Annotated in this window: 22 protein-coding genes and 1 riboswitch; of the genes, 13 read left to right on the plus strand and 9 right to left on the minus strand. The window is 66.4% G+C overall.

What is annotated here, in order from left to right; all coding sequences use genetic code 11:
* Positions 1 to 14 precede the first annotated feature (14 nt).
* The 3 genes from M2650_RS12785 (at position 15) to M2650_RS12795 (ending at position 1,441) form a co-directional block, all read left to right on the plus strand.
* Positions 15 to 416, plus strand: coding sequence for a VOC family protein (locus M2650_RS12785; RefSeq protein WP_249475120.1), 402 nt, complete (start codon positions 15 to 17; stop codon positions 414 to 416).
* 112 nt (positions 417 to 528) lie between these two features.
* A complete protein-coding gene (locus M2650_RS12790; protein ID WP_249475124.1) occupies positions 529 to 876 on the plus strand; it encodes a nuclear transport factor 2 family protein in 348 nt (115 codons plus the stop codon).
* A 112-nt stretch (positions 877 to 988) separates the two neighbouring features.
* Positions 989 to 1,441, plus strand: coding sequence for an MmcQ/YjbR family DNA-binding protein (locus M2650_RS12795; RefSeq protein WP_249475126.1), 453 nt, complete (start codon positions 989 to 991; stop codon positions 1,439 to 1,441).
* On the opposite strand, the gene M2650_RS12800 is transcribed toward M2650_RS12795, so the two are convergent.
* The 4 genes from M2650_RS12800 to M2650_RS12815 all read right to left on the minus strand — a co-directional run bounded on the left by M2650_RS12800 (position 1,359) and on the right by M2650_RS12815 (position 4,102).
* A complete protein-coding gene (locus M2650_RS12800; RefSeq protein WP_249475128.1) occupies positions 1,359 to 1,748 on the minus strand; it encodes a hypothetical protein in 390 nt (129 codons plus the stop codon). The genes M2650_RS12795 and M2650_RS12800 overlap by 83 nt on opposite strands.
* Positions 1,749 to 1,967: 219 nt before the next feature.
* Positions 1,968 to 2,417 (minus strand): PH domain-containing protein, encoded by a 450-nt coding sequence (locus M2650_RS12805; RefSeq protein WP_249475131.1) that lies wholly within the window; start codon positions 2,415 to 2,417, stop codon positions 1,968 to 1,970.
* A 140-nt stretch (positions 2,418 to 2,557) separates the two neighbouring features.
* Positions 2,558 to 3,379: an alpha/beta fold hydrolase gene (locus tag M2650_RS12810; RefSeq protein WP_249475133.1), complete on the minus strand. Its 822-nt coding sequence runs from the start codon at positions 3,377 to 3,379 to the stop codon at positions 2,558 to 2,560.
* Between the two features lie 213 nt (positions 3,380 to 3,592).
* Positions 3,593 to 4,102, minus strand: coding sequence for a hypothetical protein (locus tag M2650_RS12815; protein WP_249475135.1), 510 nt, complete (start codon positions 4,100 to 4,102; stop codon positions 3,593 to 3,595).
* A 168-nt stretch (positions 4,103 to 4,270) separates the two neighbouring features.
* On the opposite strand from M2650_RS12815, the gene M2650_RS12820 reads away from it, so the two are divergent.
* Entirely contained in the window at positions 4,271 to 6,316 is a 2,046-nt protein-coding gene (locus M2650_RS12820) for a sodium-translocating pyrophosphatase (protein WP_249475137.1), read from the plus strand.
* 134 nt (positions 6,317 to 6,450) lie between these two features.
* On the opposite strand, the gene M2650_RS12825 is transcribed toward M2650_RS12820, so the two are convergent.
* Together M2650_RS12825 and M2650_RS12830 are read right to left on the minus strand one after the other, a co-directional pair.
* Positions 6,451 to 7,104, minus strand: a complete 654-nt coding sequence (locus M2650_RS12825) for a hypothetical protein (RefSeq protein WP_249475138.1) — start codon at positions 7,102 to 7,104, stop codon at positions 6,451 to 6,453.
* 119 nt (positions 7,105 to 7,223) lie between these two features.
* Complete coding sequence (locus tag M2650_RS12830; protein WP_249475140.1) at positions 7,224 to 8,774, minus strand: M91 family zinc metallopeptidase; 1,551 nt, start codon at positions 8,772 to 8,774, stop codon at positions 7,224 to 7,226.
* A 206-nt stretch (positions 8,775 to 8,980) separates the two neighbouring features.
* On the opposite strand from M2650_RS12830, the gene ppa reads away from it, so the two are divergent.
* The 5 genes from ppa to M2650_RS12855 all read left to right on the plus strand — a co-directional run bounded on the left by ppa (position 8,981) and on the right by M2650_RS12855 (position 12,296).
* Entirely contained in the window at positions 8,981 to 9,529 is a 549-nt protein-coding gene (gene ppa / locus M2650_RS12835) for an inorganic diphosphatase (protein WP_249475142.1), read from the plus strand.
* Positions 9,530 to 9,795: 266 nt separating this feature from the next.
* A complete protein-coding gene (locus M2650_RS12840) occupies positions 9,796 to 10,542 on the plus strand; it encodes an RNase A-like domain-containing protein (protein WP_249475144.1) in 747 nt (248 codons plus the stop codon).
* Positions 10,539 to 10,841 (plus strand): contact-dependent growth inhibition system immunity protein, encoded by a 303-nt coding sequence (locus tag M2650_RS12845; protein WP_249475146.1) that lies wholly within the window; start codon positions 10,539 to 10,541, stop codon positions 10,839 to 10,841. Before M2650_RS12840 ends, M2650_RS12845 begins: the two co-directional genes overlap by 4 nt.
* A 158-nt stretch (positions 10,842 to 10,999) precedes the next feature.
* On the plus strand, positions 11,000 to 11,899 hold the full coding sequence (locus tag M2650_RS12850) for a DNA/RNA non-specific endonuclease (protein ID WP_249475148.1): 900 nt from the start codon (positions 11,000 to 11,002) through the stop codon (positions 11,897 to 11,899).
* Between the two features lie 22 nt (positions 11,900 to 11,921).
* Positions 11,922 to 12,296, plus strand: a complete 375-nt coding sequence (locus M2650_RS12855) for an antitoxin YezG family protein (RefSeq protein WP_249475150.1) — start codon at positions 11,922 to 11,924, stop codon at positions 12,294 to 12,296.
* Positions 12,297 to 12,498: 202 nt separating this feature from the next.
* Here M2650_RS12855 and M2650_RS12860 read toward each other — a convergent pair whose 3' ends face one another.
* The 3 genes from M2650_RS12860 to thiC form a co-directional block, all read right to left on the minus strand.
* Positions 12,499 to 13,152 (minus strand): ion channel, encoded by a 654-nt coding sequence (locus M2650_RS12860; RefSeq protein ID WP_249475152.1) that lies wholly within the window; start codon positions 13,150 to 13,152, stop codon positions 12,499 to 12,501.
* Positions 13,153 to 13,204: 52 nt separating this feature from the next.
* The gene (locus tag M2650_RS12865) at positions 13,205 to 13,822 is read right to left on the minus strand and encodes a DUF4136 domain-containing protein (RefSeq protein WP_249475155.1); all 618 of its coding nucleotides are present in this window, start codon (positions 13,820 to 13,822) and stop codon (positions 13,205 to 13,207) included.
* A 115-nt stretch (positions 13,823 to 13,937) separates the two neighbouring features.
* A complete protein-coding gene (thiC, locus tag M2650_RS12870; protein ID WP_249475156.1) occupies positions 13,938 to 15,815 on the minus strand; it encodes a phosphomethylpyrimidine synthase ThiC in 1,878 nt (625 codons plus the stop codon).
* 49 nt (positions 15,816 to 15,864) lie between these two features.
* Positions 15,865 to 15,964, minus strand: a riboswitch (TPP riboswitch).
* 386 nt (positions 15,965 to 16,350) lie between these two features.
* Here thiC and thrA point away from each other — a divergent pair.
* From thrA to ilvD, 4 genes are all read left to right on the plus strand, one after another.
* Positions 16,351 to 18,849 (plus strand): bifunctional aspartate kinase/homoserine dehydrogenase I, encoded by a 2,499-nt coding sequence (gene thrA, locus M2650_RS12875; RefSeq protein WP_249475158.1) that lies wholly within the window; start codon positions 16,351 to 16,353, stop codon positions 18,847 to 18,849.
* The gene (locus M2650_RS12880) at positions 18,846 to 19,790 is read left to right on the plus strand and encodes a homoserine kinase (RefSeq protein ID WP_249475160.1); all 945 of its coding nucleotides are present in this window, start codon (positions 18,846 to 18,848) and stop codon (positions 19,788 to 19,790) included. The genes thrA and M2650_RS12880 overlap by 4 nt, the downstream gene beginning before the upstream one ends.
* A 102-nt stretch (positions 19,791 to 19,892) precedes the next feature.
* On the plus strand, positions 19,893 to 21,182 hold the full coding sequence (gene thrC, locus M2650_RS12885) for a threonine synthase (RefSeq protein ID WP_249475162.1): 1,290 nt from the start codon (positions 19,893 to 19,895) through the stop codon (positions 21,180 to 21,182).
* 502 nt (positions 21,183 to 21,684) lie between these two features.
* On the plus strand, positions 21,685 to 23,427 hold the full coding sequence (ilvD, locus tag M2650_RS12890; RefSeq protein ID WP_345779863.1) for a dihydroxy-acid dehydratase: 1,743 nt from the start codon (positions 21,685 to 21,687) through the stop codon (positions 23,425 to 23,427).
* The last annotated feature ends 68 nt before the right edge of the window (positions 23,428 to 23,495 follow it).

A 23,495-nucleotide genomic window follows, 5' to 3' on the forward strand; every position in this document is an offset into this window, starting at 1 on the left:
GAAGCGAGGTGTTTATGAACAGCCCGGCACTCATCCCACACTTGGTCGTCGACGACGGCGAAGCGGCGATCGCGTTCTATGAGAAAGCGTTCGGCGCGAAACTCGAAGCCAAGCATCCTGCCGAGGACGGCAAGCGGCTTATGCATGCGCATCTGACGCTCGGCGCCGGCGCGCTGTTCCTGCACGACGATTTTCCCGAGTTCGGCGAACACGGCGCCAAAGCGCCTGCACGGCTGGGCGGGACGAGCTGTACGTTCCATTTGGACGTACCCGACGCCGACGCCGCATGGGAACGCGCGGTCGGGGCCGGCGCCGCCGTGCTCATGCCCTTGGACAATCAGTTCTGGGGCATGCGCTATGGCCAGGTCAAGGATCCTTTCGGCCATGTCTGGTCGATCGGCGGACCGGTGAAATGACGGCCGTGGCCCGGCGAAGGCGTCGACTCTGCGGAATGGCGTTCCGGACACGGCTCGCGCAAGAGGCGGTACGCTATCCGGGCGAAACGGGAACGAGGAAAGGAGCGGACGCATGAGCATTGCGCAGCAACTCGGCGAACTCGAATTCGGATTCTGGAAAGGCACACGCAACTACTACGACGAGCATCTGGCCACGGAATCGATGGCCGTGTATCCGGATCCGGTCGGCGCGCTTTCGCGCGACGAGATCCTGGCGTCGATCGACGATGGCGCGCGCTGGCAGGAAGTGGAGCTGGAGGACATGGCCGTGATCGAGGCCGCGCCGGGCATGGTCATGGTGACGTATCGCGCGAAGGCCTCGCGTGGCGACGGCGAGACGTATCAGGCGCTGGTCGGCAGCGTTTACGTCAAGGAGGACGGCGAGTGGAAGCTGGCGTTCAACCAACAGACGCCGGCGTGAACCGCTCGCGGGAGCGGCTTCAGCCGCGAGCTCTTCGGGATGCGCGGAGACCGCTCGAAAAAGCTCGCGGCTGAAGCCGCCCCTACGAAAAGCGCGCTTACAATAGGCTTACATGGATACGGCACAGCTGAAGAAATTCTGCGCCGCGCTGCCGGGCGCCGCGGCGCGCCAGCTCGACGAACCGATGAACGTGCTGGTCTACTCGGTCGGCGACAAGACTTTCGCCTATTTCAAGACCAGCGAGCCGGAACGCTGGCGCTTCAGTTTCCGCGCTTCGCCCGAGCGCTTCATCGAACTGACCGACGTGCCAGGCATCAAGCCCGCGCGCTGGATGGGCCGTTACCGCTGGGTGACCGTGGTCGACGTGCGTACGGTTCCTGCCGCCTACCTGCGCGAACTGGTGGAATGGTCGCATGGGGATGCGCTCGGCAAGCTCAGCAGGAAACGCCGCAACGCGCTACTGGGCATCGAAGCAGCGCCCGCTACCGGCGATCGGCGTCCTGCGCGACGCGTCGTTCGGCCGGCGAAGCCGAGACGCGCAGGTACCGGCCAGGGTGATAGCTGACGTACCTGCAGAAATCGAGCCCACGGTGGATGAAGGTTTCGCCGCGCAGCACGATCCTAGCGTCGTAGAGGCACCCGTCGCCTTCGCGGTATCCGATCGCCAGCGTTTCGCCGGTGCCCGCGCTCAGGCCGCGGTCGCCCAGCGGCATCGCCACCCACGCGCCGCCTTCCTGGGCGAGGGAAAACGATTCGATGCGGTCGTGCGTATCGTTGATCAATTGCACGTAACGCGTCTGGGCCGCTACAGGAAAAGCGGCGACGATCGGCAGGGCGCACGTCAGCGCCCACATCGGCTTGCGCGGATGCATGGGGATTCTCCTGCGGATAGGCGTGCTCGATCGCGGCTATTCGCGACCGCGATGCCGGCGCGGTGCCGGCAATACCTGTGATGCGCGCTTCGCGAAAAAGGTTGCAGCCGCAAAAAAAGGGCGACGGGTCCGAGGGTGTACGGGCTCTGCAGGGCAGAGCTCGCTCCGCTGCGCGACCGGGCGGTAGCCGCGGAGCGAGCCCCGCTCTACGAAGAAAGGCTAGAGCGCCTCGTGGCCCAGGTCGAGTTCGCGCACGCGCTTGGCGTCGCGGCGCTGCTCAACCAACGCGCGGATCCGTTCGCGCACGCCGTCGGCGCCCTTGATGTCGGCCAGCACCATGGACGGCGTGGTGGCGTCGGAAGTGCTCAATACGATGTCGCCGATGCCGACCACCCGCTGCCAGAACGTCTGCTGGAAATGGGTGTCCTTGACCCGGTACAGCTCCAGGTCGTCGGTGACCCGGTTGAATACGCCGCGGGTAGTCTTCAAACGTTGGTCGGTGAGCGCGTAGCGGGTGTTGCGCGTGACCAGCCAGCGCCACAGCGCCCACGGGATCGGGATCACCAGCACGCAGGCGACCCAATACCAGAAGTTCTGCCATTGGGACGGCGTGCCGGTCCAGGCTTCGCGTTCGGCGACGCCAGGCGTGACGCTTTCGATCTGGTCCATGCGCGTACCTCGTCGAGTATGGAGACAGCCCCCATGTTTCCATCATAAACGCCAGTTCCGCGAAAAGCGGCCAGCGCAGCGCGCAGCATCCAAGAAAGCGGCGAGTGCCGGCGACGGGATCGCCGGCACTCGGCGCCGCTTCAACCGCGCAAGAATGCGAGCAGATCGCGGTTGACGACTTCGGCCTGGGTCGTGCACATGCCGTGCGGGAAGCCTTCGTAGATCTTCAGCGTCGCGTTGCGGAGCAGCTTGGACGAGATCATCGCCGAATCGGCGATCGGCACGATCTGGTCGTCGTCGCCGTGCATCACCAGCGTCGGCACGTCGATGCGCTTGAGGTCGTCGGTAAAGTCGGTTTCCGAGAACGCAGCGATGCAGTCGTAATGCGCCTTGGCGGCGCCCATCATGCCCTGGCGCCACCAGTTCGCCCGCAGCGGTTCGGAGAGCGGGGTGCCGGGGCGGTTGAATCCGTAGAAGGGCACGGGAAACGTCCAGTAGAAGCTGGCCCTGTCGGCGGCGAGTTCCTTGCGCAGGCCGTCGAACACCTCGCGCGGCAAGCCGCCCGGATTCGCGGCGGTCTTCAGCATCAACGGCGGCACCGCGCCGATGAGCACCAGTTTGGCGACGCGACCGGCGCCGTGCTTGGCGACATAGCGCGCCGCTTCGCCGCCGCCCGTCGAATGGCCGACGTGGATGGCGTCGCGCAGGTCCAGATGCGCCGCCAGCGCCGCCACGTCGGCCGCGTAGGTATCCATGTCGTGACCGGTGGGCGTCTGGGTCGAGCGGCCGTGGCCGCGGCGATCGTGGGCGATGACGCGATAGCCTTGCTCGAGAAAGAAGAGCATTTGCGTATCCCAGTCGTCGCTGGACAGCGGCCAGCCATGGTGGAAGACGATCGGCTGACCCGAGCCCCAGTCCTTGTAGAAGATCTCGGTGCCGTCTTTGGTAGTGATCGATTGCATGTGGCGTCCTCGTGGGGGTGGGATCGGCGGGGGTGTCGATCCGGGAACAGCATATGCCCACGCGAACGGTGCGCGTTATGGAGACTGCGTTGGTAGGACGGGCTTTTGTAGGAGCGGCTTTAGCCGCGAGCTCTTTTCACATGATCGCGGCGATGGCCCGGGAAGAGCTCGCGGCTAAAGCCGCTCCTACGAACGCAGCCGCTCGCGCGCGCCTTAGTTGCAGGCCTTGCCTTCGACGCCCATCGACGCGGCATAGATCGGCAGCGCGGCCAGATCGCCCTTCTTGGCGGCGTCCACCGATTCCTTCAGATAGATGCGCGAACGACCCTGCGCGTCCAGCTTCGGCGGCGCGCCGCCGGCGGGTTTGCGCCAGATGCGCACGACCGCCATCTGCGAGGGACAGGCGGCGCTGGGCACGCGGATCACGTCGTTGAAGATCCAGCCGCTCTTCTCGCTGGCCTTGGCCTTGGCCGCATCGACGAAGCGCGCACGCGCCTGGCAATTGGGGCTGGTGCGCACCACGGCGAACTTGTAGGGCTCGGCCGCCTGTCCGGTGAAGGCGCCTTCGACGCGCGCGCAGGCTTCGGGGATCTGGCGCAGGGTATGGACCACGCCTACGGCCTGCGGCTTGCCGACCGGGCGCTCGATCTCGGGCTTGGGATCGGCCGCCAGGGCGGGCAGCGCCAACGCGGCGCAGAGGATGAATAACGGGGCGTGGCGCATGGCGCGTCTCCTCGAAAACAGGGCCGCAGGCTGGCATGGCCCCGCTGAACCGAACCCGGACGCTCGCGGCAGCGCAACAAAAACCGGGCAAAGTGCCGGTTTGGCTGGGGCCGGGCGCCTATGCCATAGTCGGCCGGTTGCCATCGGGCATTGCCACGGGAGGGGTTCATGCTGGTTGAGTACGGTTTGTGGTTGGCGCTGCTGTGCGCCGTCATCGCGATTCTTTACGGAATTTTCTCGGCGCGCTGGATCAACGCCCAGCCCGCCGGCAACGAACGCATGCAGGAGATCGCGGCGGCGATCCAGGAAGGCGCCCGCGCCTATCTCAACCGCCAGTACACCACCATCGGCATCGCCGGGGCGGTGCTGATGCTGGTGATCGGCTTCTTCCTCGGCTGGCCGACGGCATTGGGCTTCCTGATCGGCGCGGCGCTGTCCGGCGCAGCCGGCTACATCGGCATGAACGTGTCGGTGCGGGCCAACGTGCGCACCGCCGAGGCCGCGCGCAGCGGCATCGGCCCCGCGATGGACGTGGCGTTCCGCGGCGGCGCCATCACCGGCATGCTGGTGGTCGGCCTGGGCCTGCTCGGCGTGGCCGGCTACTACGGCCTGCTGATGTACGCCGGCCGTTCCACCGATCAAGCGCTGCACGCGCTGGTGGGCCTGGCGTTCGGCAGCTCGCTGATCTCGATCTTCGCGCGGTTGGGCGGCGGCATCTTCACCAAGGGCGCCGACGTCGGCGCGGACCTGGTGGGCAAGGTCGAAGCCGGCATTCCCGAGGACGACCCGCGCAACCCGGCCGTCATCGCGGACAACGTGGGCGACAACGTCGGCGACTGCGCCGGCATGGCCGCCGACCTGTTCGAAACCTACGCGGTCACCGTGATCGCGACGATGCTGCTGGGCGGCCTGATGGCGGCCAGCGTCGGTTCCAACGCGGTGCTGTATCCGCTGGTGCTGGGCGGCGCGTCGATCATCGCTTCGATCATCGGCACCTTCTTCGTCAAGGCGAAGGACGGCAGCGGCATCATGGCCGCGCTGTACAAGGGCGTGATCGTGTCGGGCGTGATCGCGGCGGTGTTCTTCTATCCGATCACGACCTCGCTGATGGGCGATTCGCCGCTGGGCGCCGGCAACCTGTTCTTGTGCTCGCTGACCGGCCTGCTGCTGACCGGCGTGATCGTGTGGATCACCGAGTACTACACCGGCACGCAGTACAAGCCGGTGCAGCATGTGGCAGCGGCCAGCACCACCGGCCACGCCACCAACATCATCGCCGGCCTGGGCGTGTCGATGAAGTCGACCGCGCTGCCGGTGATCTCGGTGTGCCTGGCGATCTGGATCTCGTACTCGCTCGGCGGCCTGTACGGCATCGCCATCGCCGCCACGGCGATGTTGTCGATGACCGGCATGATCGTCGCGCTGGACGCCTACGGCCCCATCACCGACAACGCCGGCGGCATCGCCGAAATGGCGGAACTGCCGCCGGAAGTGCGCGCCGTCACCGATCCGCTGGACGCGGTGGGCAACACCACCAAGGCGGTCACCAAGGGTTATGCGATCGGTTCGGCGGCGCTGGCCGCGCTGGTGCTGTTCGCCGACTACACGCACAACCTGGAAGCGGCGGGCAAGGCGGCGGTGTTCTCGCTCAGCGATCCGGCGGTGATCATCGGCCTGTTCATCGGCGGACTGATCCCGTATCTGTTCGGCGCGATGGCGATGGAAGCCGTCGGCCGCGCGGCCGGCAGCGTGGTGGAAGAGGTCCGCCGCCAGTTCCGCGAGATCCCCGGCATCATGGAAGGCACCGGCAAGCCCGATTACTCGCGCGCCGTGGACATGCTGACCAAGTCGGCGATCAAGGAAATGATGATCCCGTCGCTGCTGCCGGTGCTGGTGCCGGTGGTGATCGCGTTCCTGATGAACTTCCTGATGGGCCCGGGCGCAGGCATCCGCGCGCTCGGCGGCGTGCTGATCGGCACCATCGTCACCGGCATCTTCGTGGCCATTTCGATGACCACCGGCGGCGGCGCCTGGGACAACGCCAAGAAGTACATCGAAGACGGCCACCACGGCGGCAAGGGTTCCGAGGCGCACAAGGCCGCGGTCACTGGCGACACCGTTGGCGATCCCTATAAGGACACCGCGGGGCCGGCGGTAAATCCGTTGATTAAGATCATCAACATCGTGGCGCTGTTATTGGTGCCTTTGCTGTAAGTGCCCGCGAATGACGCCAGGAAAAAGCCCCGCTCAAGCGGGGCTTTTTTTGCTTGTCTTCCCCCTTTTTCAAAGGGGGCGACAGCAAAGCAAAAGCGAGAAGAGTGCAGCGGACAAACTCCGCTACAAGCCGGTCAGGATTCGAAGACGCCCGTCGGCAAATCGAACCACGCCGTGCACAGCAGTTGCTGGCTCTCGGCGTGCGACAACGAGCCCAACCAAACTTCTGGCTTGTCCGGCTCCGGTTTGAGCGCCTTGAAGTCGTCCGCGAACGGAACGACGCCCAGGCACCACCGCATCCGCTCGACCGGCGCATCGGTCAGCAGCGAAAATTCGAATGCGCCTTCCAGCGTGGCGCCGGGCTCGACCCGCGATGCCAACGGCGTCGGCGGAATGATCGGATGCGGCTTGGACAGCGGCAGCGCGCGGTGGCTCAGCGTGAGGTCGCCGTCTTCCTGCGAAAACGTCGGTTGCGCCACTTCGCCCTGCACCAGCTTCTTGGTCATGACCGCATGCCGGTTGCCGCGGTCGAACGCCATCAGCGGCGCTTCGCCTTCGTTACGCAACCGGTACGACACCTTCAGCGGGGCGCCTTGCGCATATTCGAAACGCGCTTCGAGGACGGCATCGGCACCGGTCACCCGGGTTGTGCTGCGATCGTCGGCAGGCATGGCGCTCTTCTCCGTGGCCGCAAGCGCGGGCTCGGGCGCCGATGCGGCGGTCAACCCGTAACCTGCGGCAAGCATCGCCAACATAAGCACGTTCACCGGCCGGAGCAAATATCGCATCGTTCCCTTCCTGAATTAAAACGGGCGGTGCACGCATGCACCGCCCGATCCCAGTAATCCTTCACCGGGGGCTCCCCGTACTCCGTCACAGGCGATCTGCGGCGGTTCCTTGCTCGGTTTTACAGCGAATAGCTCGGCCGATCCGGCAGGCCCAACTCGCGGCGCAGGCCGTTCTCGGTCAGGCCGATCGGATTGTGGGTGGTGGCCGGCGTGCTGGGATCGCCGTCGAAATCGAACGGCTGCGCGCTGGTCTCCAGGCCCACCGCCTGGCGCTCTGCATTCGGCACCTGGCCGCTGTCCGGGCCGGTGCCGTTGTAGGTGCCCGGCTGGAAGGTGCCGTTGACGCCGTTATAGGCGTGCGACATCTCGTGGTACAGCACGACCACCGGCGCCGGGAACGCGTCCATGTGGAAGGACGGGTTGTAGCTGATCTGCACGTCCGAGCCCTCGCCCGCCTTGCCGTTGCTGATTTCCGCGTCGCCGCGGCCCAGCGTCTGCGCGTAGCCGTTCTGCTCGTTGGCCAGTTCCTTGATCGTCACGGTGTTGCCGTTGGCGGCGGCGGCGTCGAACTCGGCGAGCATCTGCTGGCCGTTCGGCGAGCTGCGCAGGAAGTCGATCTCGGCTTCCACGCGTTGGCGGAACGCATCGGAACCTTCGACCTTGACGCCCTGCGTGCCGAGCTTGCTGTTCAACTCGACGTTCACCACCACCTGGCCGTTGTCGCGCTGGCCTTGGGCGAAGCTGATCGCATCCACGGCGGTCTGGCCGTAGACCTTGTCGGACGTGGTCACGCCTTCGACCGTGTCCTTGCCGTCGCCGGTGTAGATGCGGTTGCCGTCGGTGCCGCTGCGGATGGTGTCGTCGCCCTGGCCGCCGGACAGCATGTTCTTGCCGGCGCCGCCGTCGAGCCGGTCGGCGCCCTTGCCGCCTTCGACGAAATCGACGCCGTCGTCGCCGGCCAGCGTGTCGTCGCCGTCGCCGCCGTAGACCACGTCGTCGCCGGCGCCGGCTTCGATCTTGTCGTCGCCGCTGTTGCCGAAGATATCGTCGCGGCCCGCGCCGGTGCTGATCGTGTCGTTGCCGATGCCGCCGTCGATGCGGTCGTCGCCCGCGCCGGTGGTGATGGTGTCGTCGCCGGCGCCGCCGTCGACCACGATGTTGACTTTGACGTTCGGCGCAACGTTGATGGTGTCGTTGCCGGCGCCGGTGCGCAGGGTCAGTTCCTGGTTCTCGCCCAGGCGCACTTCGTAGCTTTCGCCGTTGACGGCCACATCCAGGGTACCGTCGTCGCGCTGGGTCACCTGCACGTCGTCGTTGCCGGTGCCTTTGGTGGTGAACACGACCTGGTCGCTGCTGACATAGGTCTGGCCGAAGCCGGCTTCGGCGATGGTCTGCTCGCGGGTGACCGTGGACTGCTCGCCGTCGGCCAGCTGCAAATTGCGGATGGTCTTGCCGTCCGGGGTCTGGCCGGAGGGCTGACGGGTGCCGGTGTCGCTGCCGTCGACCGTGATGGCGTCGTCGGCGGCCTGGCGCGGGGTCGATTCGACCGGGTCGGTTCCGGCCACGGTCTGGGTAGGTCCCTGACCGGTCAGCGCTTCCTGCTCGGCGGGGTTTTCCCAGTAGCTCGGCGGCTGCGAGGACTGGACGGCGGGGTCGAACTGGACGGTCATGGCGCTCCCTCATGCTCCCGGATAAGTCGGGATTGCATATATACGCACCCGTATGGGGCCGACCAAGCTAGGGCGTTCCCTAGTGTCCGGGTAAAATGGGCGATGCTGCGACGCAGCAGGGACGCGTAGAATGTCGGCCTTCTTCCCCTAATCGCCGGTAACGGCGCGCGCCCGCAACGGCGCGGAACCCCGATTCGGAGCACGCAATGGGCCTGGACCTCGTCCCCACCGGCAAAAACCCGCCGGAAGAAATCAACGTCATCATCGAAATCCCCAAGGACGCCGAACCGGTCAAGTACGAGGTGGACAAGTCCAGCGGCGCGATCTTCGTCGACCGCATCCTGTCCACGCCGATGCGCTACCCCTGCAACTACGGTTACGTGCCGCACACCCTGTGCGGCGACGGCGACCCGGCCGACGTGTTGGTGATCCTGCCGCTGCCGCTGATCCCCGGCTCGGTGATCCGCTGCCGCCCGGTCGGCGTGCTGCGGATGAAGGACGAAGCCGGCAGCGACGAGAAGCTGCTCGCGGTGCCGATCGACAAGGTGTTCGCCGGCTACAGCCACATCGCCGACATCGACCAGGTGAGCCCGCACTGGTGCGAGCGCATCGGCCACTTCTTCGAGCACTACAAGGATCTGGAGAAGGGCAAGTGGGTGAAACTGGACGGCTGGGGCGATGCGGCCGAGGCCAAGACGATCCTCAACGAAGCGATCCAGCGCTTCAACGCGTTGCCCGACAAGCCGAATTTCTGAGCCTCGGCGCTTTGTAGAGCGGAGCTTGCTCCGCTGCTTTTCGCTTGCTGCCGTTGCCTTTCGTAGGAGCGGCTTCAGCCGCGAGCTCTTTTCCACGGATCGCGGTGATCTGAGCGCAGAGCTCGCGGCTGAAGCCGCTCCTACGAAAAGCAGGAACAGCGGGCAAGCCCCACTCTACAAACAGCCGAGCCTAGGGCTCGCACTAGCTAGTTCGCACGCACCCCGATCCCTAGCCTTCCGCCGTCCCCCGAACGGAAGGCGAACTTATGGATGGCGTACGCCCGGTTTTGTCCGCGAACGAGTGGCCGGCAGCGCCGTTGCAGACGCGCAATGCGAATGCGATGGCCGCCGCCGCTGCCGACGGCGACTTGGTCGCCCATCTCGAAGACCTGGCCGCCGACGACAAGCTGGTGGATTTCCTCGGCCAGACCGACGACGCGATCGCGCTGGCGCAAAGCGATCCCACCTTCGCCGAAACGCTCGATCCGCTGCTGGAACGCATCCAGGGCGCGCTGACGGCACTGCCCACCGGCACCCTGTCGCGCGCCGAGCGCGACGCGGTGGAAGCCACGCAGGGCAAGCTCGATGCCTATCTGGGCGGCGTCGAACCGCCGACGGAACCGGGCGAAGTCCCCGGCGGCGGCCTGGAAGCGCATGAAGAGGCCGGCAGCCACCTGATCGAACGCCATGTGGGCAAGAGCGAACAGGACCTCATCGACCGGCTGAACAGGGAAAACATCAGTGCATCGTCCAGCTTCCGCGACCTGCCGGCGGCCGAGCATTTCGTCGCCGCGACCATCGCCGAAAACCAGGCGCAGGTGGACGCCTGGCTCGACGGACAGGGCGGCAACCGGCTCGTGCTGGAAGAACGCTTCGACGCCAGCACCGGCATTTCGGTGAAACGCGGCGACACCCAGGCGGAAGATGTTTTTTCCGTGAAACTGGTGCTGGAACGCTCCGACAAGCTCGGCATCGGCTATAGAATCGTGACCGGTTACCCGACCGCGCCATGAGCGTCCTGCAGATGAGCGATTTCCCCGCGTTGCGCAACTTCCTGTCCGCGTACTTCCACCAGGATTGGGCGGTGGAGCACGACACGCCCGGCGCGGTCGTCGATTATTTCGTGGAAGGCGAATCCGCGCATCAAGTGGCTCAGCTGCGCGACGAGATCGCGCGCCTGCTGGCGCAGGACATGGATGAGGACGAGCTCGCCGCTCAAGTGCACGAGCTGGGCAGCGAATACGATCCGAGCCTGGATGGCGGCAACTACCAGGACTGGCTGCGCGGTATCGAAGAACGGCTGATCGCCTAGCGCTTTTGTAGAGTCGAGCTTGCTCGACTACCTGCTCCACATGTGGGAAACAGCAGTCGAGCAAGCTCGACTCTACAAGAGCGGGCCTAGGGTTTCCCCGGGTTAACGCAGCGCTGCCGCATCCGCACAATACGCGTATCGACGGCGGAGTTGACGGCATGCTCGATCCCGTACGCACAAGCGAACCGCAAAGCGCTGCCGCACAGGCATCGCAGGGAACGCCGTCCGACGCCGAAAACCTGCAGCTCGCCCTGCGCGACGCGCCGCTGACCGAGCGCCCGCACACCGCACTGGCCGCGACGCAGCGCATGGACGACGGCGAACTGCTCGCGCTCGCCGGCAGCGAGCAAGGCACGCAGGCCTTGGCCGCCCTCGACAACGCGCTCGCCGACGCGCCGCCGACGCTCGATGGCGTGCGCGAACAGCGCCTGCGCCTGGGCGACGCGCTGGACCGTAGCCCGCATCCGGTCGATGCGAATCCCGTCGGTTCGCCATCCACGTCCGCGTTTCCGGCGATCGTGCCGTTCGGCGCGCTCGCGCAGATCTTCCCGGCGGCGTCCGCCACCACGCAGACCACCGCGCGCATCGGCGACAACACCGTCACCTGGACCAACGACAGCCAGGGCCGTCCGATCCGCGCCGAGGCGGATCTGACCGAAGTGTTCGAAGGCATCGACCGCAGCAGCGCAGAAACCGATGCGCAACGCGAAGCGGCCGACCGCGGCATCGAAGGCGATCAGGGCGGCCACCTGATCGGCCACCGCTTCGTCAAGGACCAAGGCCTCAAGAACCTGTTCCCGCAGAACGGCAACTTCAACGTAAGCGCCTACAAAACGTTGGAGAACGAGTGGGCCGACTGGATCGACAGCGGCAAGGACGTGCACATCGTCGTCCAGCTGACGCCCAAGGACCAGGACCGGCCGAATCACGTGCGCGTGTCCTATGAAGTGACCGATCCGGTTTCCGGCGACGTGGTGTACGATCAGCGCGTGACCTTCCGCAACGAGGCCGGCCAGCGTTACGACCGGATCCCGCGCGCGGACATGGACAATTATTGACCACTGCAGGACCGCGTCCGCCATGACCCAGGATGAGCTGATCGTCGAAATCGGCCGGCTGATCGTCGCCGACGGCAAGGCCACCGCGCAGCCCTGGGACCGCTATGCGCTGATCGCCTACTACGACGGCAGCGTGTCCAAGCTCAACGGCTTCGGCTACATGGGCGATGGCCGCGGCAGGCCGGCGACGCCGGAGACGTTCGACCTGGAAGACCGGCTCGACGAGTTGCGCGAAGCGACGCGCGTCGAGGGCAAGGCGCCGTGGCTCGTCTGCGTTTTTCGGTTGAACCGCCAGACCGGCAAGGCCACTGTCGACTTCGAGTACGAGCATCCGGAGCGCTGGCACGTGACGCCGGCGACCGCGAGCGAGATCGCCGAACGCGCAAGGCCCGCGTAATTGGAGTCGCCATGATCGGCCCCCTCTCCCGCTTGCGGGAGAGGGCTGGGGTGAGGGCGCGCGAACTTTCCGATGGCGTCAAACCCTGACGCAGCCTCCTCAACGGCGACACACCGGCAATTCCGGCGCAATTCTGCCGTAACGCGCGCCCTCACCCAACCCTCTCCCGCAAGCGGGAGAGGGCTTTCAAGCGAAGAGGGCTCTACGGCTTGCGCACGCGCAGCGTCGCCAGCGCGATCAGGCGCGACACCACCACTGCGATGTACATCACGCCCGCGAACATCTCCAGCATCGACAAGGCCCGTGCCGGTGCGGTGACCGGCACGATATCGCTGAGACCGACGCTGGACAGCAGGCTGAAGCTCAGGAACAACAGCTCCATCCAGGTGCGCGGCGATTCGGTGTTGAGCGCGGCGGTGAAACTGCCCGGATACCAGCTCTGGCATACCGAGAACGCAAAAGCGAATGCCCACGCCAGCAAGGTGAACGTCGCGCCGGCCGCGAGCAGTTCGTCCAGCGTCACCCGCGTGTCGGCCAGCATGTACGCCGTCAGCGCGCCGGCGGCATAGAAATACAGGATCGATTCGAGCAGGTGCGCGAGCGGCACCAGCTGCGTGTAGCCGAATACGTTGGCGGCCAGCGATATCGCGACCGAAGGAATGGCGAGCAGCCACGCGGCCCAATTCACCGCCTGGCTGCGGTTGATCACCCACAAGGCCAGCGCCAGCACCGCGATGCCGAACACGCCGAACACCGCGCGTCCGGCCGCGGTGTTCTCCATCAGCGGATTGACCACGATGGTCAACAGCTGCACGCCCAGCAGCCACCCCGAAGGATGGCGCCGGAGGCTGGACATCAACCAATGCTGGGGCGGGGCGGCCGTTTTATCGGGCTTCTCCTGCCCCACTTCACTTCACCGGCGGCGTCGGCGGCACCGGCACGTTGGAACCGGCCTGGAACGGGAAGCGCTGGAAGATTTCGAAGATCGCGCGGTCCACGTCCTGCAACTGCTCCTGCGGCGGCTTGCGGCCGACCCGGCCGATCGCGTCGCCGGTCCAGACCAGGCGGTTGCGCGGCGCGTCGACCAGGTCGACGGTCAGCGTGCCCTCGGTGTAGTTGCTGACCTGGGTCTGGTCGTACCAGTACGGCACGGCCACGTAGCGGCGCGAGCGGTAGCTGTAGAAGTACTGGTAATCGACCATGGGCGTGCTGTAGACGTCGGTGCGCTGCTGCACGATGCCCTGGAAATTCACCTTCATGTCCGGCGATTTGGCATCGTAGGTATAGCCGCGGCGACCCATTTCCTGGCGGATGTCGGTCTTGATGCGGTCGGTGATCCAAGTGGAATAGCCGGTGTTCTCCTCCATCGCGATCGGCTCGTAGAAAGCCCAGGTGCGGTAGCGGGAGAAATCGGCTTCCGGATCGGTTTCGGTGCGGATGCGCGGGCCGGTGGCGCAGGCCGACAGCACTGCGGCCAGCATCAACAGCGCGCCGCTCTTCCAAAGCCAAGTAGTACGGGGTTTCATGGCCAATCTCCAGGCTCGTTCTGGTGGCGAGTCTACGCCGGACCGGTGGATCCGGCGTGAGCGATTTCCGAACGGTTCACGCTTGTTCAGCGCCTGCCCGCTCCGCGTGCCGCCCTCATTCGATGCGGTAGACCTGCGCGCCCTGCTCGCGGAACTGCGCCGACTTCTCGGCCATGCCGGCGTCCAGCGCGGCGGCCTCGTCGACGCCGTGCTCGGCGGCGTAGTCGCGCACGTCCTGGGTGATCTTCATCGAGCAGAAATGCGGTCCGCACATCGAGCAGAAATGGGCCAGCTTGTGGGCGTCCTTGGGCAGGGTCTCGTCGTGGAATTCCTTGGCCTTCTCCGGATCCAGGCCGAGGTGGAACTGGTCCTCCCAGCGGAATTCGAAACGCGCCTTGCTCAGCGCGTTGTCGCGGACCTGCGCGCCGGGATGGCCCTTGGCCAGGTCGGCCGCGTGCGCGGCGATCTTGTAGGCCATGATGCCGTCGCGCACGTCCTCGCGGTTGGGCAGGCCCAGGTGTTCCTTCGGCGTCACGTAGCAGAGCATGGCCGTACCGTACCAGCCGATCATCGCCGCCCCTATTGCGGAGGTGATGTGGTCGTAGCCCGGCGCGATGTCGGTGGTCAGCGGCCCGAGCGTATAGAACGGCGCTTCGCCGCATTCGGCCAGCTGCTTGTCCATGTTTTCCTTGATCAGCTGCATCGGCACGTGGCCGGGGCCTTCGATCATGGTCTGGACATCGTGTTTCCAGGCGATTTTCGTCAATTCGCCGAGCGTTTCCAGTTCGCCGAACTGGGCCGCGTCGTTGGCGTCTGCGATGCAGCCCGGGCGCAAACCGTCGCCGAGCGAGAAAGCCACGTCGTAGGCCTTCATGATTTCGCAGATCTCTTCGAAATGCGTGTAGAGGAAATTTTCCTTGTGGTGCGCCAGGCACCATTTGGCCAGGATCGAACCGCCGCGCGAAACGATGCCGGTGAGGCGCTTGGCGGTCAGCGGCACATAGCGCAACAGCACGCCGGCGTGGATGGTGAAGTAGTCGACGCCCTGCTCCGCCTGTTCGATCAGGGTGTCGCGGTACATTTCCCAGGTGAGCTCTTCGGCGCGCCCGTCGACTTTTTCCAGCGCCTGGTAGATCGGCACCGTGCCGATCGGCACCGGCGAGTTGCGGATGATCCATTCGCGGGTTTCGTGGATGTGCTTGCCGGTGCTGAGGTCCATCACCGTATCGCCGCCCCAGCGGATCGCCCAGACCAGTTTTTCCACTTCCTCGGCGATCCCGGAAGACACCGCGCTGTTGCCGATGTTGGCGTTGATCTTGGTCAGGAAATTGCGGCCGATGATCATCGGCTCGCTTTCCGGATGGTTGATGTTGTTGGGCAGGATGGCGCGGCCGCGCGCGATTTCGTCGCGCACGAATTCGGGCGTGATGAACTTCTGGATGCTGGCGCCGAACGCCTCGCCGGGGTGCTGCTTGAGCAGCACCGCATCGCGCACCGCATCCAAGCGCTGGTTTTCGCGGATGGCGACGTATTCCATCTCCGGCGTGACGATGCCGCGCCTGGCGTAGTGCATCTGGCTGACGTTGGCGCCGGCCTTGGCGCGACGCGGCAGCGCACGGTTGGGAAAGCGCACGCCGGCGAGCTTGGCGTTGGTTTCGCGGCCACGGCCGAATTCCGAACTCAGTTGGGCCAGCAGCTCGGTGTCGCCGCGTTCCTCGATCCACTTCGCGCGCAGCGGCGCGAGCCCGGCGGCGAGGTCGATGCGCGCGTCCGGATCGGTATACGGTCCGGACGGGTCGTACACGGTCACCGGCGGATTCTCTTCGCCGCCGAACAGCGTCGGCGTCTGCGACAGCGCGATCTCGCGCATCGCCACGCGCACGTCCGGGCGCGAGCCTTCGACATGGATCTTGCGCGAACCCGGAATCGGTCGCGTCACGGATTCCGACAATTGTTCGGTCTGCTGGAGCAGGGAGGAAGGTACAGCATTCATGGCGTTCGTCCTGTTTCTGGATGGACGAAGCGGCGGCGCAGACGCGGAAAGGGCGTCCTGCGAAGCTTCCCTACGCCGGTGTGAGCCGGATCAGGTTCGAAGGGTCTGTCTCAACCGCCGAAAAGCTGGCGGTACCCCCGCTTCAAGGTGCATTGAATCACGGGACCCGCCCGGCCGCCACGATGTTTTTCTGTGGGAGCGGCTTTAGCCGCGAGCTCTTGATCTTGTCTCGACCGGGAAGAGCTCGCGGCTAAAGCCGCTCCCACAAAAAACTGCCTCTTGACGCAGCGCACCAATCTCCGGTATTGCTGTCGCATGCAAGCTCCACCCGCCATCGCCCGCATCGCCGCCCCGCCGCAAGGCCGGAGCGCGTTCGCGGCGGCGACGACGATTACCACCACGACGACCACCACCACCCCGACCCGGGTGCGGACGCGCGTGTTTATCTGATCGACCACGCCGCTCCGCACCCGATCAGGGTGCGGGCTGGCAGCCTTCCCCGAGTCGCGATGCGGAGCCCAACCGGAGCTCCACCATGTCTGCGCCTTCTTCCGACGAACCCTCGCCCCACTGCCACGTCCACAAATTCGGCGGCAGCAGCCTGGCCGATGCCGCGCACATGCGCGCGATCGGCGGCCTGCTCGCCGACGGCGCCGGCACGCGCCTGGTGGTGGTTTCGGCGATGCACGGCACTACCAATGCTTTGGTGGCGCTGACCGAGACCGCGCGGCAAGGGCGCGATTGGGCGCCCGAGTGGGAAAACCTGCGGCAACGGCACCTGCAAGCCGCTGCTGAACTCGGTGGAGGTCTACAGACCACTCTCACTGAAGCCTTCGATGCCTTAGGCCGCGATCTCGCCGCGTTGGCCAAGAACGAAGCGGATGCCGAACGTATCAGCGCACGCGTGCACGGCCTCGGCGAAATCTGGTCGTCGCACCTGGTGCACGCCGCGCTCGGCGGCGATGCCGGCGGCTGGCAACGCCTCGACGCCCGCGAAGTGCTGGTCGTGCACCCCGGCGAAATGGGCGTGGGCGTGGACTGGGACGAAAGCCGCCGCCGCTTCGCGAAATGGCGCGCGCGGCATCCCGGCCGCGATACGGTCGTCACCGGCTACGTCGCCAGCGACGCACAGGGCCACGCGACCACGCTCGGCCGCAACGGCAGCGATTTCTCCGCGGCCATCTTCGCCAATCTTTGCGATGCGAACGCGTTGACCATCTGGACCGATGTCGACGGCGTGCTGTCGGCCGATCCGCGGCTGGTGCCGGATGCCGTCTGCCTGCCGTCGCTGTCGTATGCCGAAGCCTGCGAATTGGCTTATTTCGGCGCCAAAGTGCTGCACCCGCAGACGCTGGCGCCGGTGCAGTCGCGCGGCATCCCGCTGCGCATCCGCAACACGCGCCGCCCGCAGGCGCCGGGCACGCTGATCGTCGCGAAATCGGACTTCGAAGGCGCGCCGGTGAAGGGCCTGAGCCTGGTGCGCGACCTGGCGGTGCTGGAACTGGCCGGCAACGGCATGGTCGGCGTGCCCGGCACCGCCGAACGCCTGTTCGCAGCGCTGCACGGTGCCGGCGTGTCGGTGACGATGATTTCGCAGGGCTCGTCGGAACATTCGATCTGCTGCATCGTCCGCGCCGACCAGGCCGAACGCGGCCGCGCCGCGATCGCCGCCGCCTTCGCCGACGCGATGGCCGACCAGCGCACGCAGGCCGTGCACGTCACCACCGACATCTGCGTGCTGGCCGCGGTCGGCGACGGCATGGTCGGCACGCCGGGCGTCGCTGCGCGTTTGCTCGGCGGGCTGGCGCAGGCGCGCGTCAACGTGCGCGCCATCGCGCAGGGCGCGAGCGAGCGCAACATCTCGGTCGCGATCGCCAGCGCGGACGCCACGCGCGCCTTGCGTGCGGCGCACTCGGCGTTCTGGCTGTCGCCGCAGTACGTGTCGGTGGGCATCATCGGCCCCGGCCAGGTCGGCCGCGCGCTGCTGTCGCAACTGGCCGCGACCCTGCCGCGGCTGCGTTCGCAATCGCGGCTGGATCTGCGCATCCGCGGCATCGGCGACAGCAAGCGGATGGCCTTGTCCGAAACCGGATGGGACGCTGGTATCGCGCTCGATGCATTGCAGAGCGATGCCGCGCAAGCAACCAACCTCGATGCCTTCGCCGCGCACATCCGCGCCGAACACCTGCCGCATGCGTTGATCGTCGACTGCAGCGCCAGCGATGCGGTCGCGGCGAAATATCCGCTGTGGTTGGCCGCCGGCATCCATGTGGTCACGCCCAACAAACACGCCGGCAGCGGCGACTGGGCGCGATATGCCGCGATCCGCAATGCGCAACGCCAGGGCGGCGGGCGCTTCCTGTACGAGGCCACCGTCGGCGCCGGCCTGCCGGTGATCCTGACGCTGCGCAGCCTGCTGGACACCGGCGACGACCTGCACGGCATCGATGGCATGCTGTCGGGCACGCTGGCCTGGCTGTTCAACCGTTTCGACGGCAGCCAGCCGTTTTCGGCGCTGGTGCGCGAGGCGAAGGCGCTGGGTTATACCGAACCGGACCCGCGCGACGACCTTTCGGGACTCGACGTGGCGCGCAAGCTGGTGATACTGGCACGGGAGGCCGGGCGCGAGCTGTCGGTCGAGGATGTGGAAGTGGAGAGCCTGGTGCCTGCGCAATTGCGAACCGTCGGCCGCGATGAATTCCTCGCGCGCCTCGAAGAACTCGACGCGCCGATGCAGGCGCGGCTCGAAACCGCCGCCGCGCAAGGCCTCGGCCTGCGCCACATCGCCCAGTTGGGCCGCGACGGCAGCGCACGGGTAGGCGTGGTCGGCCTGCCGGCGGATCATGCCTGCCGGCATACGCGCCTGACCGACAATCTGGTGCAGTTCCGCAGCGAGCGCTATTCCGAAAACGCGCTGGTCGTGCAAGGACCCGGCGCGGGACCGCAAGTGACGGCCGCAGGCGTATTCGGCGACATGCTGGCGATCGCGCAATCGCTCGGCGCGCAGACCGGCATCGCGGAGGCGCGCGCATGAGCGGCCCGCGCGCGTCGGCAAGCGCCTTCGCGCCCGCCAGCGTCGGCAATATCGGGGTCGGCTTCGATCTGCTCGGCCACACCATCGACGGGCCGTGCGATATCGCGGTCGTGCGGCGCATCGACGAGCCGGTGGTGCGCATCGCATCGATCGGCGGCGAAGCCACCGGCGCGGGGTCGTTGCCATTGGCTGCGGAGAAGAACACGGCCGGGCAGGCATTGATTTCGCTGCGCGCGAAGTTGGGCCTGGCGCATGGTTTCGAACTGGAATTGCGCAAAGGCATCGCGCTCGGTTCCGGTCTCGGCGGTTCCGCCGCTTCATGCGTAGCGGCCGTGGTCGCGGCGAACGCGTTGCTCGACGAACCCTTGCCGCGAGAGGCGCTGTATCCGTTCGCGCTGGACGGCGAATCGGTATCCAGCGGCAGCCGCCACGGCGACAACGTGGCGCCGATGCTGCTGGGTGGCGTGGTGATGGCGACGGAAACGCGGATGATTTCGTTGTCCGCGCCCGAATGGCTGCACTGCGTGACCGTGCATCCCGACCAAGTACTGGAAACAAGGCGCGCGCGCGCGGTGCTGGCCGAGCCGTATCCGCTATCGCTCGTTGTCGAACAAAGTTCGCATCTGGCGCTGTTCCTCACCGGTTTGCAGCGCGGCGATGCGGCATTGATCCGCGAAGGACTGCAGGATTTGTTGGTGGAACCGCGGCGCGCGCCGCTGATTCCCGGCTTCGTGCAGGTCAAAGCGGCGGCGCTGGGCCACGGTGCGCTGGGTGCGAGCATTTCCGGCGGCGGGCCGAGCGTGTTCGCCTGGTTCGCGTCGGAAGCGGAAGCGCAGGCTGCGGCGCCGGCGATGCGTGAGGCGTTTGCGTCTTCCGGATTCGATTCGCGGGCTTATGTTTCGCCGGTGGCGGGGCCGCGGGCGGAGGTGATCGATGCTTAGCGCCTTTGTAGGAGCGGCTTTAGCCGCGAGCTCTTACTCCGGGTTTCTGCGTGTCTGGAAAAGCTCGCGGCTAAAGCCGCTCCTACAAAAAGCGTTAGCAGCATGAAGTTTCTGAGCACACGCGGCACCTGTCCGCTCGCCTCCATCGATGAAGCACTCGCCGCGGGCCTCGCGCCCGATGGCGGACTGTACGTGCCGGAACGCTTCCCCGAATCAGTTTTTGAAGGTCCGGCCATGACTCTCGACCGCACCGCGCGCGCGCTTCTCGCCCCCTATTTCGACGATTCCTCGCTGCGCGACCAGCTAAGCGACATCTGCAAACACGCTTTTTCGTTCCCGGCGCCGCTGCGTCCGATGCATGGCGAAGGCGACTGGCTGCTCGAGCTGTTCCATGGCCCGACCGCAGCCTTCAAGGACTACGCCGCGCGTTTCCTGGCCGATGCCCTGTCAAGACTGCGTACGAAAGACGCGCCACCGACGACGATTATCGTCGCCACTTCCGGCGACACCGGCGCGGCCGTCGCAGCAGCCTTTCATCGCCGCGCGGGCTTCAATGTCGTGATCCTCTACCCCGACGGCCGCGTCTCGCCGAGGCAGGCGCACGGCCTGGGCTGCTGGCGCGACAACGTGCGCGCGTTCCGCGTCGACGGTAGCTTCGACGACTGTCAGCGGCTCGCCAAGCAGGCCCTGTCGGACGAAACGCTGCGCCGCGAGCTGTCGCTCAGCTCCGCGAACAGCATCAGCCTGGGCCGCCTGCTGCCGCAGACCGCTTATTACGCGCATGCCGCGCTGCAATTCCACGCCGACCACGGCACCCCCCTGAATTTCATCGTGCCGACCGGCAATCTCGGCAACGCCTGCGCGGCGTTCGTGGCCAAACGCATGGGCCTGCCGATCGGCGAGATCCGGCTGGCGACCAATGCCAACGACGTGCTGCCGCGTTTCTTCGCCGACGGCGACTATGCGCCGCAACCTACGCGGGCGACGCTGGCCAATGCCATGGACGTCGGCGCGCCGAGCAATTTCGAGCGTTTGCGCCATTGGTACGGCGACGACGGCGTCTTGCGCAGGGATTTCGTCGCCGGATCGGTGGACGACGACACCATCCGCGACACGATCCGCGCCGCGCCGCAGCGGCATGGCATCGTCCCCTGCCCGCACACCGCGACCGGACTGCATCTGCTCGAGCGCCTGCGCGACGCCGGCGATGAGCGGCCCTGGGCCGTCGTGGCCACCGCGCACCCGGCCAAGTTCGAGAGCATCGTCGAACCGCTGGTCGGCCATGTCGTCGAACCGCCACCGGCGCTGGCCGAATGCCTGGCCCGACCGGCATCGGCCGAGCCGATGCCTGCCGACTATGCTGCACTGCGTGAGCGTCTACTCAGTCGCTGAGATGCGCTTTTCCGCGCTCTGGCGGCTTCTTGTAGGAGCGGCTTCAGCCGCGAGCTCTTTCGATCAGTTCCGGACACAAGATCCAGGTGAGGAAGATCTCGTGGCTGAAGCCGCTCCTACAAAAGCATGACCAGCGACTCCTTGAGCTTTATGGTCTCTGCAGGCCGCCTGTCGGGCAGAAACCCTGAAATTTTTTCGGCGAAGCTATTGACAACACCTCAATGGCCATGTTCTGCTCGACCCATGACGCAGCGCAACATCCGACCGCAGACCCTCAAGGCCATGTCGCAAGACGTGCCGGTCGCGTTGCTTAGCTTCACCGCCGCTGCCCTCGTACTCGTACTCGTCCTTATTACCGTCCAAACAGGCGCGGGAGTCGGGTTTGCGTAAATAACGCCACAAACCCAGGTCGAAAGAACCTCAACCCCGCGCCCGAAAAGGCGCGGGGTTTTTCGTTTTTAAGGCCCGGGTTCCTGAAATTCGCACACAGGAACACGCGTTCGTGAAAAGCGATGCCATAAAACTAGGCCCCTCCCGAGCTCCGGCGCGCGCGATGCTGCGCGCCACCGGACTCGACGATACCGCGATCGCCAAACCGCTCGTCGCAGTCGTGCATACATGGACCGACGTGTCGCCATGCAACCTGACGCTGCGCGACCTGGCCCAGCACGTGCGCGCCGGCGTGATCGCAGGCGGCGGCACGCCGGTCGAGTTCAACACCATCGCCGTCACCGACGGCATCGCGATGGGCAGCGACGGCATGCGCGCGTCGCTGGCATCGCGCGAGACGATCGCCGATTCGATCGAACTCGCTGTGTCCGGGCATTGCCTGGATGCCGTGGTGATGCTGGTCGGCTGCGACAAGACCATCCCCGCCGCGGCGATGGCCGCGGCGCGGCTCGACACCCCCACCGTGATTCTTTACGGCGGCACGATCATGCCAGGCCAGTGCCGCGCGAAGGACGGTAGCGACAAGGCGCTGACCGTGCAGGACGTGTTCGAAGCCGTCGGCGCGCACGCGGCCGGCCGCATCGACGACGGCGAGCTGCACGAGATCGAAAGCCACGCCTGCCCCGGCGCCGGCGCCTGCGGCGGCCAGTTCACCGCCAACACGATGGCGATGGTGCTGACCTTCCTGGGCTTGTCGCCGCTGGGCGCAAACGACATCCCGGCGATCCACGCCGACAAATCCGCCGCGGCGAAAGCCTGCGGCGAATTGGTCATGCAGCAGTTGCGCAACGGCGGACCGAGACCGCGCGAACTCCTCTCCCCCGGGGCGCTGCGCAACGCAGCGCGCGCGGTCTCGGCCACCGCCGGTTCCACCAATGCGGCGCTGCATCTGCTGGCGATCGCGCACGAAGCCGGCGTGCCGTTCGATTTGGAGGAATTCGAAGCAGCATCGGCGAACACGCCGGTGATCGCCGACCTGAAACCCGGCGGCCGCTACACCGCCGCGGAAATGTTCCAACACGGCGGTACGGCATTGGTGGCGCGCGAACTGCGGGCGGCCGGTTTGATCGAGGATATTCCGACGGTCACCGGCCGTTCCTTTTTCCAGGAGCTGGATGCGACGCCGGCGCCCGGCGCGCAGGACGTCGTGCGCCCGGTCAGCGATCCGATCAAGCCGCGTGGCGGCTATTCGATCCTGTACGGCGATCTCGCGCCGGAAGGCTGCATCGTCAAGCTCGCCGGCCACGGCCGCGAGCGTTTCGAAGGCCCGGCGCGCGTGTTCGATTCGGAAGAAGCCGCCTTCGCCGCCGTGCAGGACCGTGCAGTCTCTGCCGGCGATGTCCTCGTGATCCGTTTCGAAGGCCCGGCCGGCGGCCCTGGCATGCGCGAGATGCTCGCCGTCACCGCCGCGCTGGTCGGGCAAGGCCTGGGCAACGACGTCGCCTTGATCACCGACGGCCGTTTCAGCGGCGCTACGCACGGCTTCATGGTCGGGCACATCTCGCCGGAAGCCGCGCACGGCGGGCCGATCGCGAAATTGCGCGACGGCGACATCGTGCGCATCGATGTCGCGACGCGCCGGTTGGATATCGACGCCGATTTGGCATCGCGCGAACCCAAGCGCATCGCGCCGCGCGTGACCACGGGCGTGCTGGCCAAGTACGCGCGCGATGTCGGATCGGCTTCGAAAGGTGCCGTTACTGCGCCAGGCCCGTTAGATGCGCCGAATAGCTCGCAACGCGTCATCTCCATTTCTGTCATCCCGAGCGAAGAGAAGGATCTTCTTTACGTGTGACATGCCAGCCCGGAGAGCAGACCCCTCACTGCTTTCGGGATGACAACTCCCATTCGACAACCCGCATA

It is taken from the genome of Luteimonas galliterrae (assembly GCF_023374055.1).
GTDB lineage: Bacteria > Pseudomonadota > Gammaproteobacteria > Xanthomonadales > Xanthomonadaceae > Luteimonas_C > Luteimonas_C galliterrae.

Coding starts and splice junctions, on each gene's coding strand:
- M2650_RS12785 (WP_249475120.1), top strand. CDS start 15: ATGAACAGCCCGGCACTCATCCCACACTTGGTCGTCGACGACGGCGAA.
- M2650_RS12790 (WP_249475124.1), top strand. CDS start 529: ATGAGCATTGCGCAGCAACTCGGCGAACTCGAATTCGGATTCTGGAAA.
- M2650_RS12795 (WP_249475126.1), top strand. CDS start 989: ATGGATACGGCACAGCTGAAGAAATTCTGCGCCGCGCTGCCGGGCGCC.
- M2650_RS12800 (WP_249475128.1), bottom strand. CDS start 1,748: ATGCATCCGCGCAAGCCGATGTGGGCGCTGACGTGCGCCCTGCCGATC.
- M2650_RS12805 (WP_249475131.1), bottom strand. CDS start 2,417: ATGGACCAGATCGAAAGCGTCACGCCTGGCGTCGCCGAACGCGAAGCC.
- M2650_RS12810 (WP_249475133.1), bottom strand. CDS start 3,379: ATGCAATCGATCACTACCAAAGACGGCACCGAGATCTTCTACAAGGAC.
- M2650_RS12815 (WP_249475135.1), bottom strand. CDS start 4,102: ATGCGCCACGCCCCGTTATTCATCCTCTGCGCCGCGTTGGCGCTGCCC.
- M2650_RS12820 (WP_249475137.1), top strand. CDS start 4,271: ATGCTGGTTGAGTACGGTTTGTGGTTGGCGCTGCTGTGCGCCGTCATC.
- M2650_RS12825 (WP_249475138.1), bottom strand. CDS start 7,104: ATGCGATATTTGCTCCGGCCGGTGAACGTGCTTATGTTGGCGATGCTT.
- M2650_RS12830 (WP_249475140.1), bottom strand. CDS start 8,774: ATGACCGTCCAGTTCGACCCCGCCGTCCAGTCCTCGCAGCCGCCGAGC.
- ppa (WP_249475142.1), top strand. CDS start 8,981: ATGGGCCTGGACCTCGTCCCCACCGGCAAAAACCCGCCGGAAGAAATC.
- M2650_RS12840 (WP_249475144.1), top strand. CDS start 9,796: ATGGATGGCGTACGCCCGGTTTTGTCCGCGAACGAGTGGCCGGCAGCG.
- M2650_RS12845 (WP_249475146.1), top strand. CDS start 10,539: ATGAGCGTCCTGCAGATGAGCGATTTCCCCGCGTTGCGCAACTTCCTG.
- M2650_RS12850 (WP_249475148.1), top strand. CDS start 11,000: ATGCTCGATCCCGTACGCACAAGCGAACCGCAAAGCGCTGCCGCACAG.
- M2650_RS12855 (WP_249475150.1), top strand. CDS start 11,922: ATGACCCAGGATGAGCTGATCGTCGAAATCGGCCGGCTGATCGTCGCC.
- M2650_RS12860 (WP_249475152.1), bottom strand. CDS start 13,152: ATGTCCAGCCTCCGGCGCCATCCTTCGGGGTGGCTGCTGGGCGTGCAG.
- M2650_RS12865 (WP_249475155.1), bottom strand. CDS start 13,822: ATGAAACCCCGTACTACTTGGCTTTGGAAGAGCGGCGCGCTGTTGATG.
- thiC (WP_249475156.1), bottom strand. CDS start 15,815: ATGAATGCTGTACCTTCCTCCCTGCTCCAGCAGACCGAACAATTGTCG.
- thrA (WP_249475158.1), top strand. CDS start 16,351: ATGTCTGCGCCTTCTTCCGACGAACCCTCGCCCCACTGCCACGTCCAC.
- M2650_RS12880 (WP_249475160.1), top strand. CDS start 18,846: ATGAGCGGCCCGCGCGCGTCGGCAAGCGCCTTCGCGCCCGCCAGCGTC.
- thrC (WP_249475162.1), top strand. CDS start 19,893: ATGAAGTTTCTGAGCACACGCGGCACCTGTCCGCTCGCCTCCATCGAT.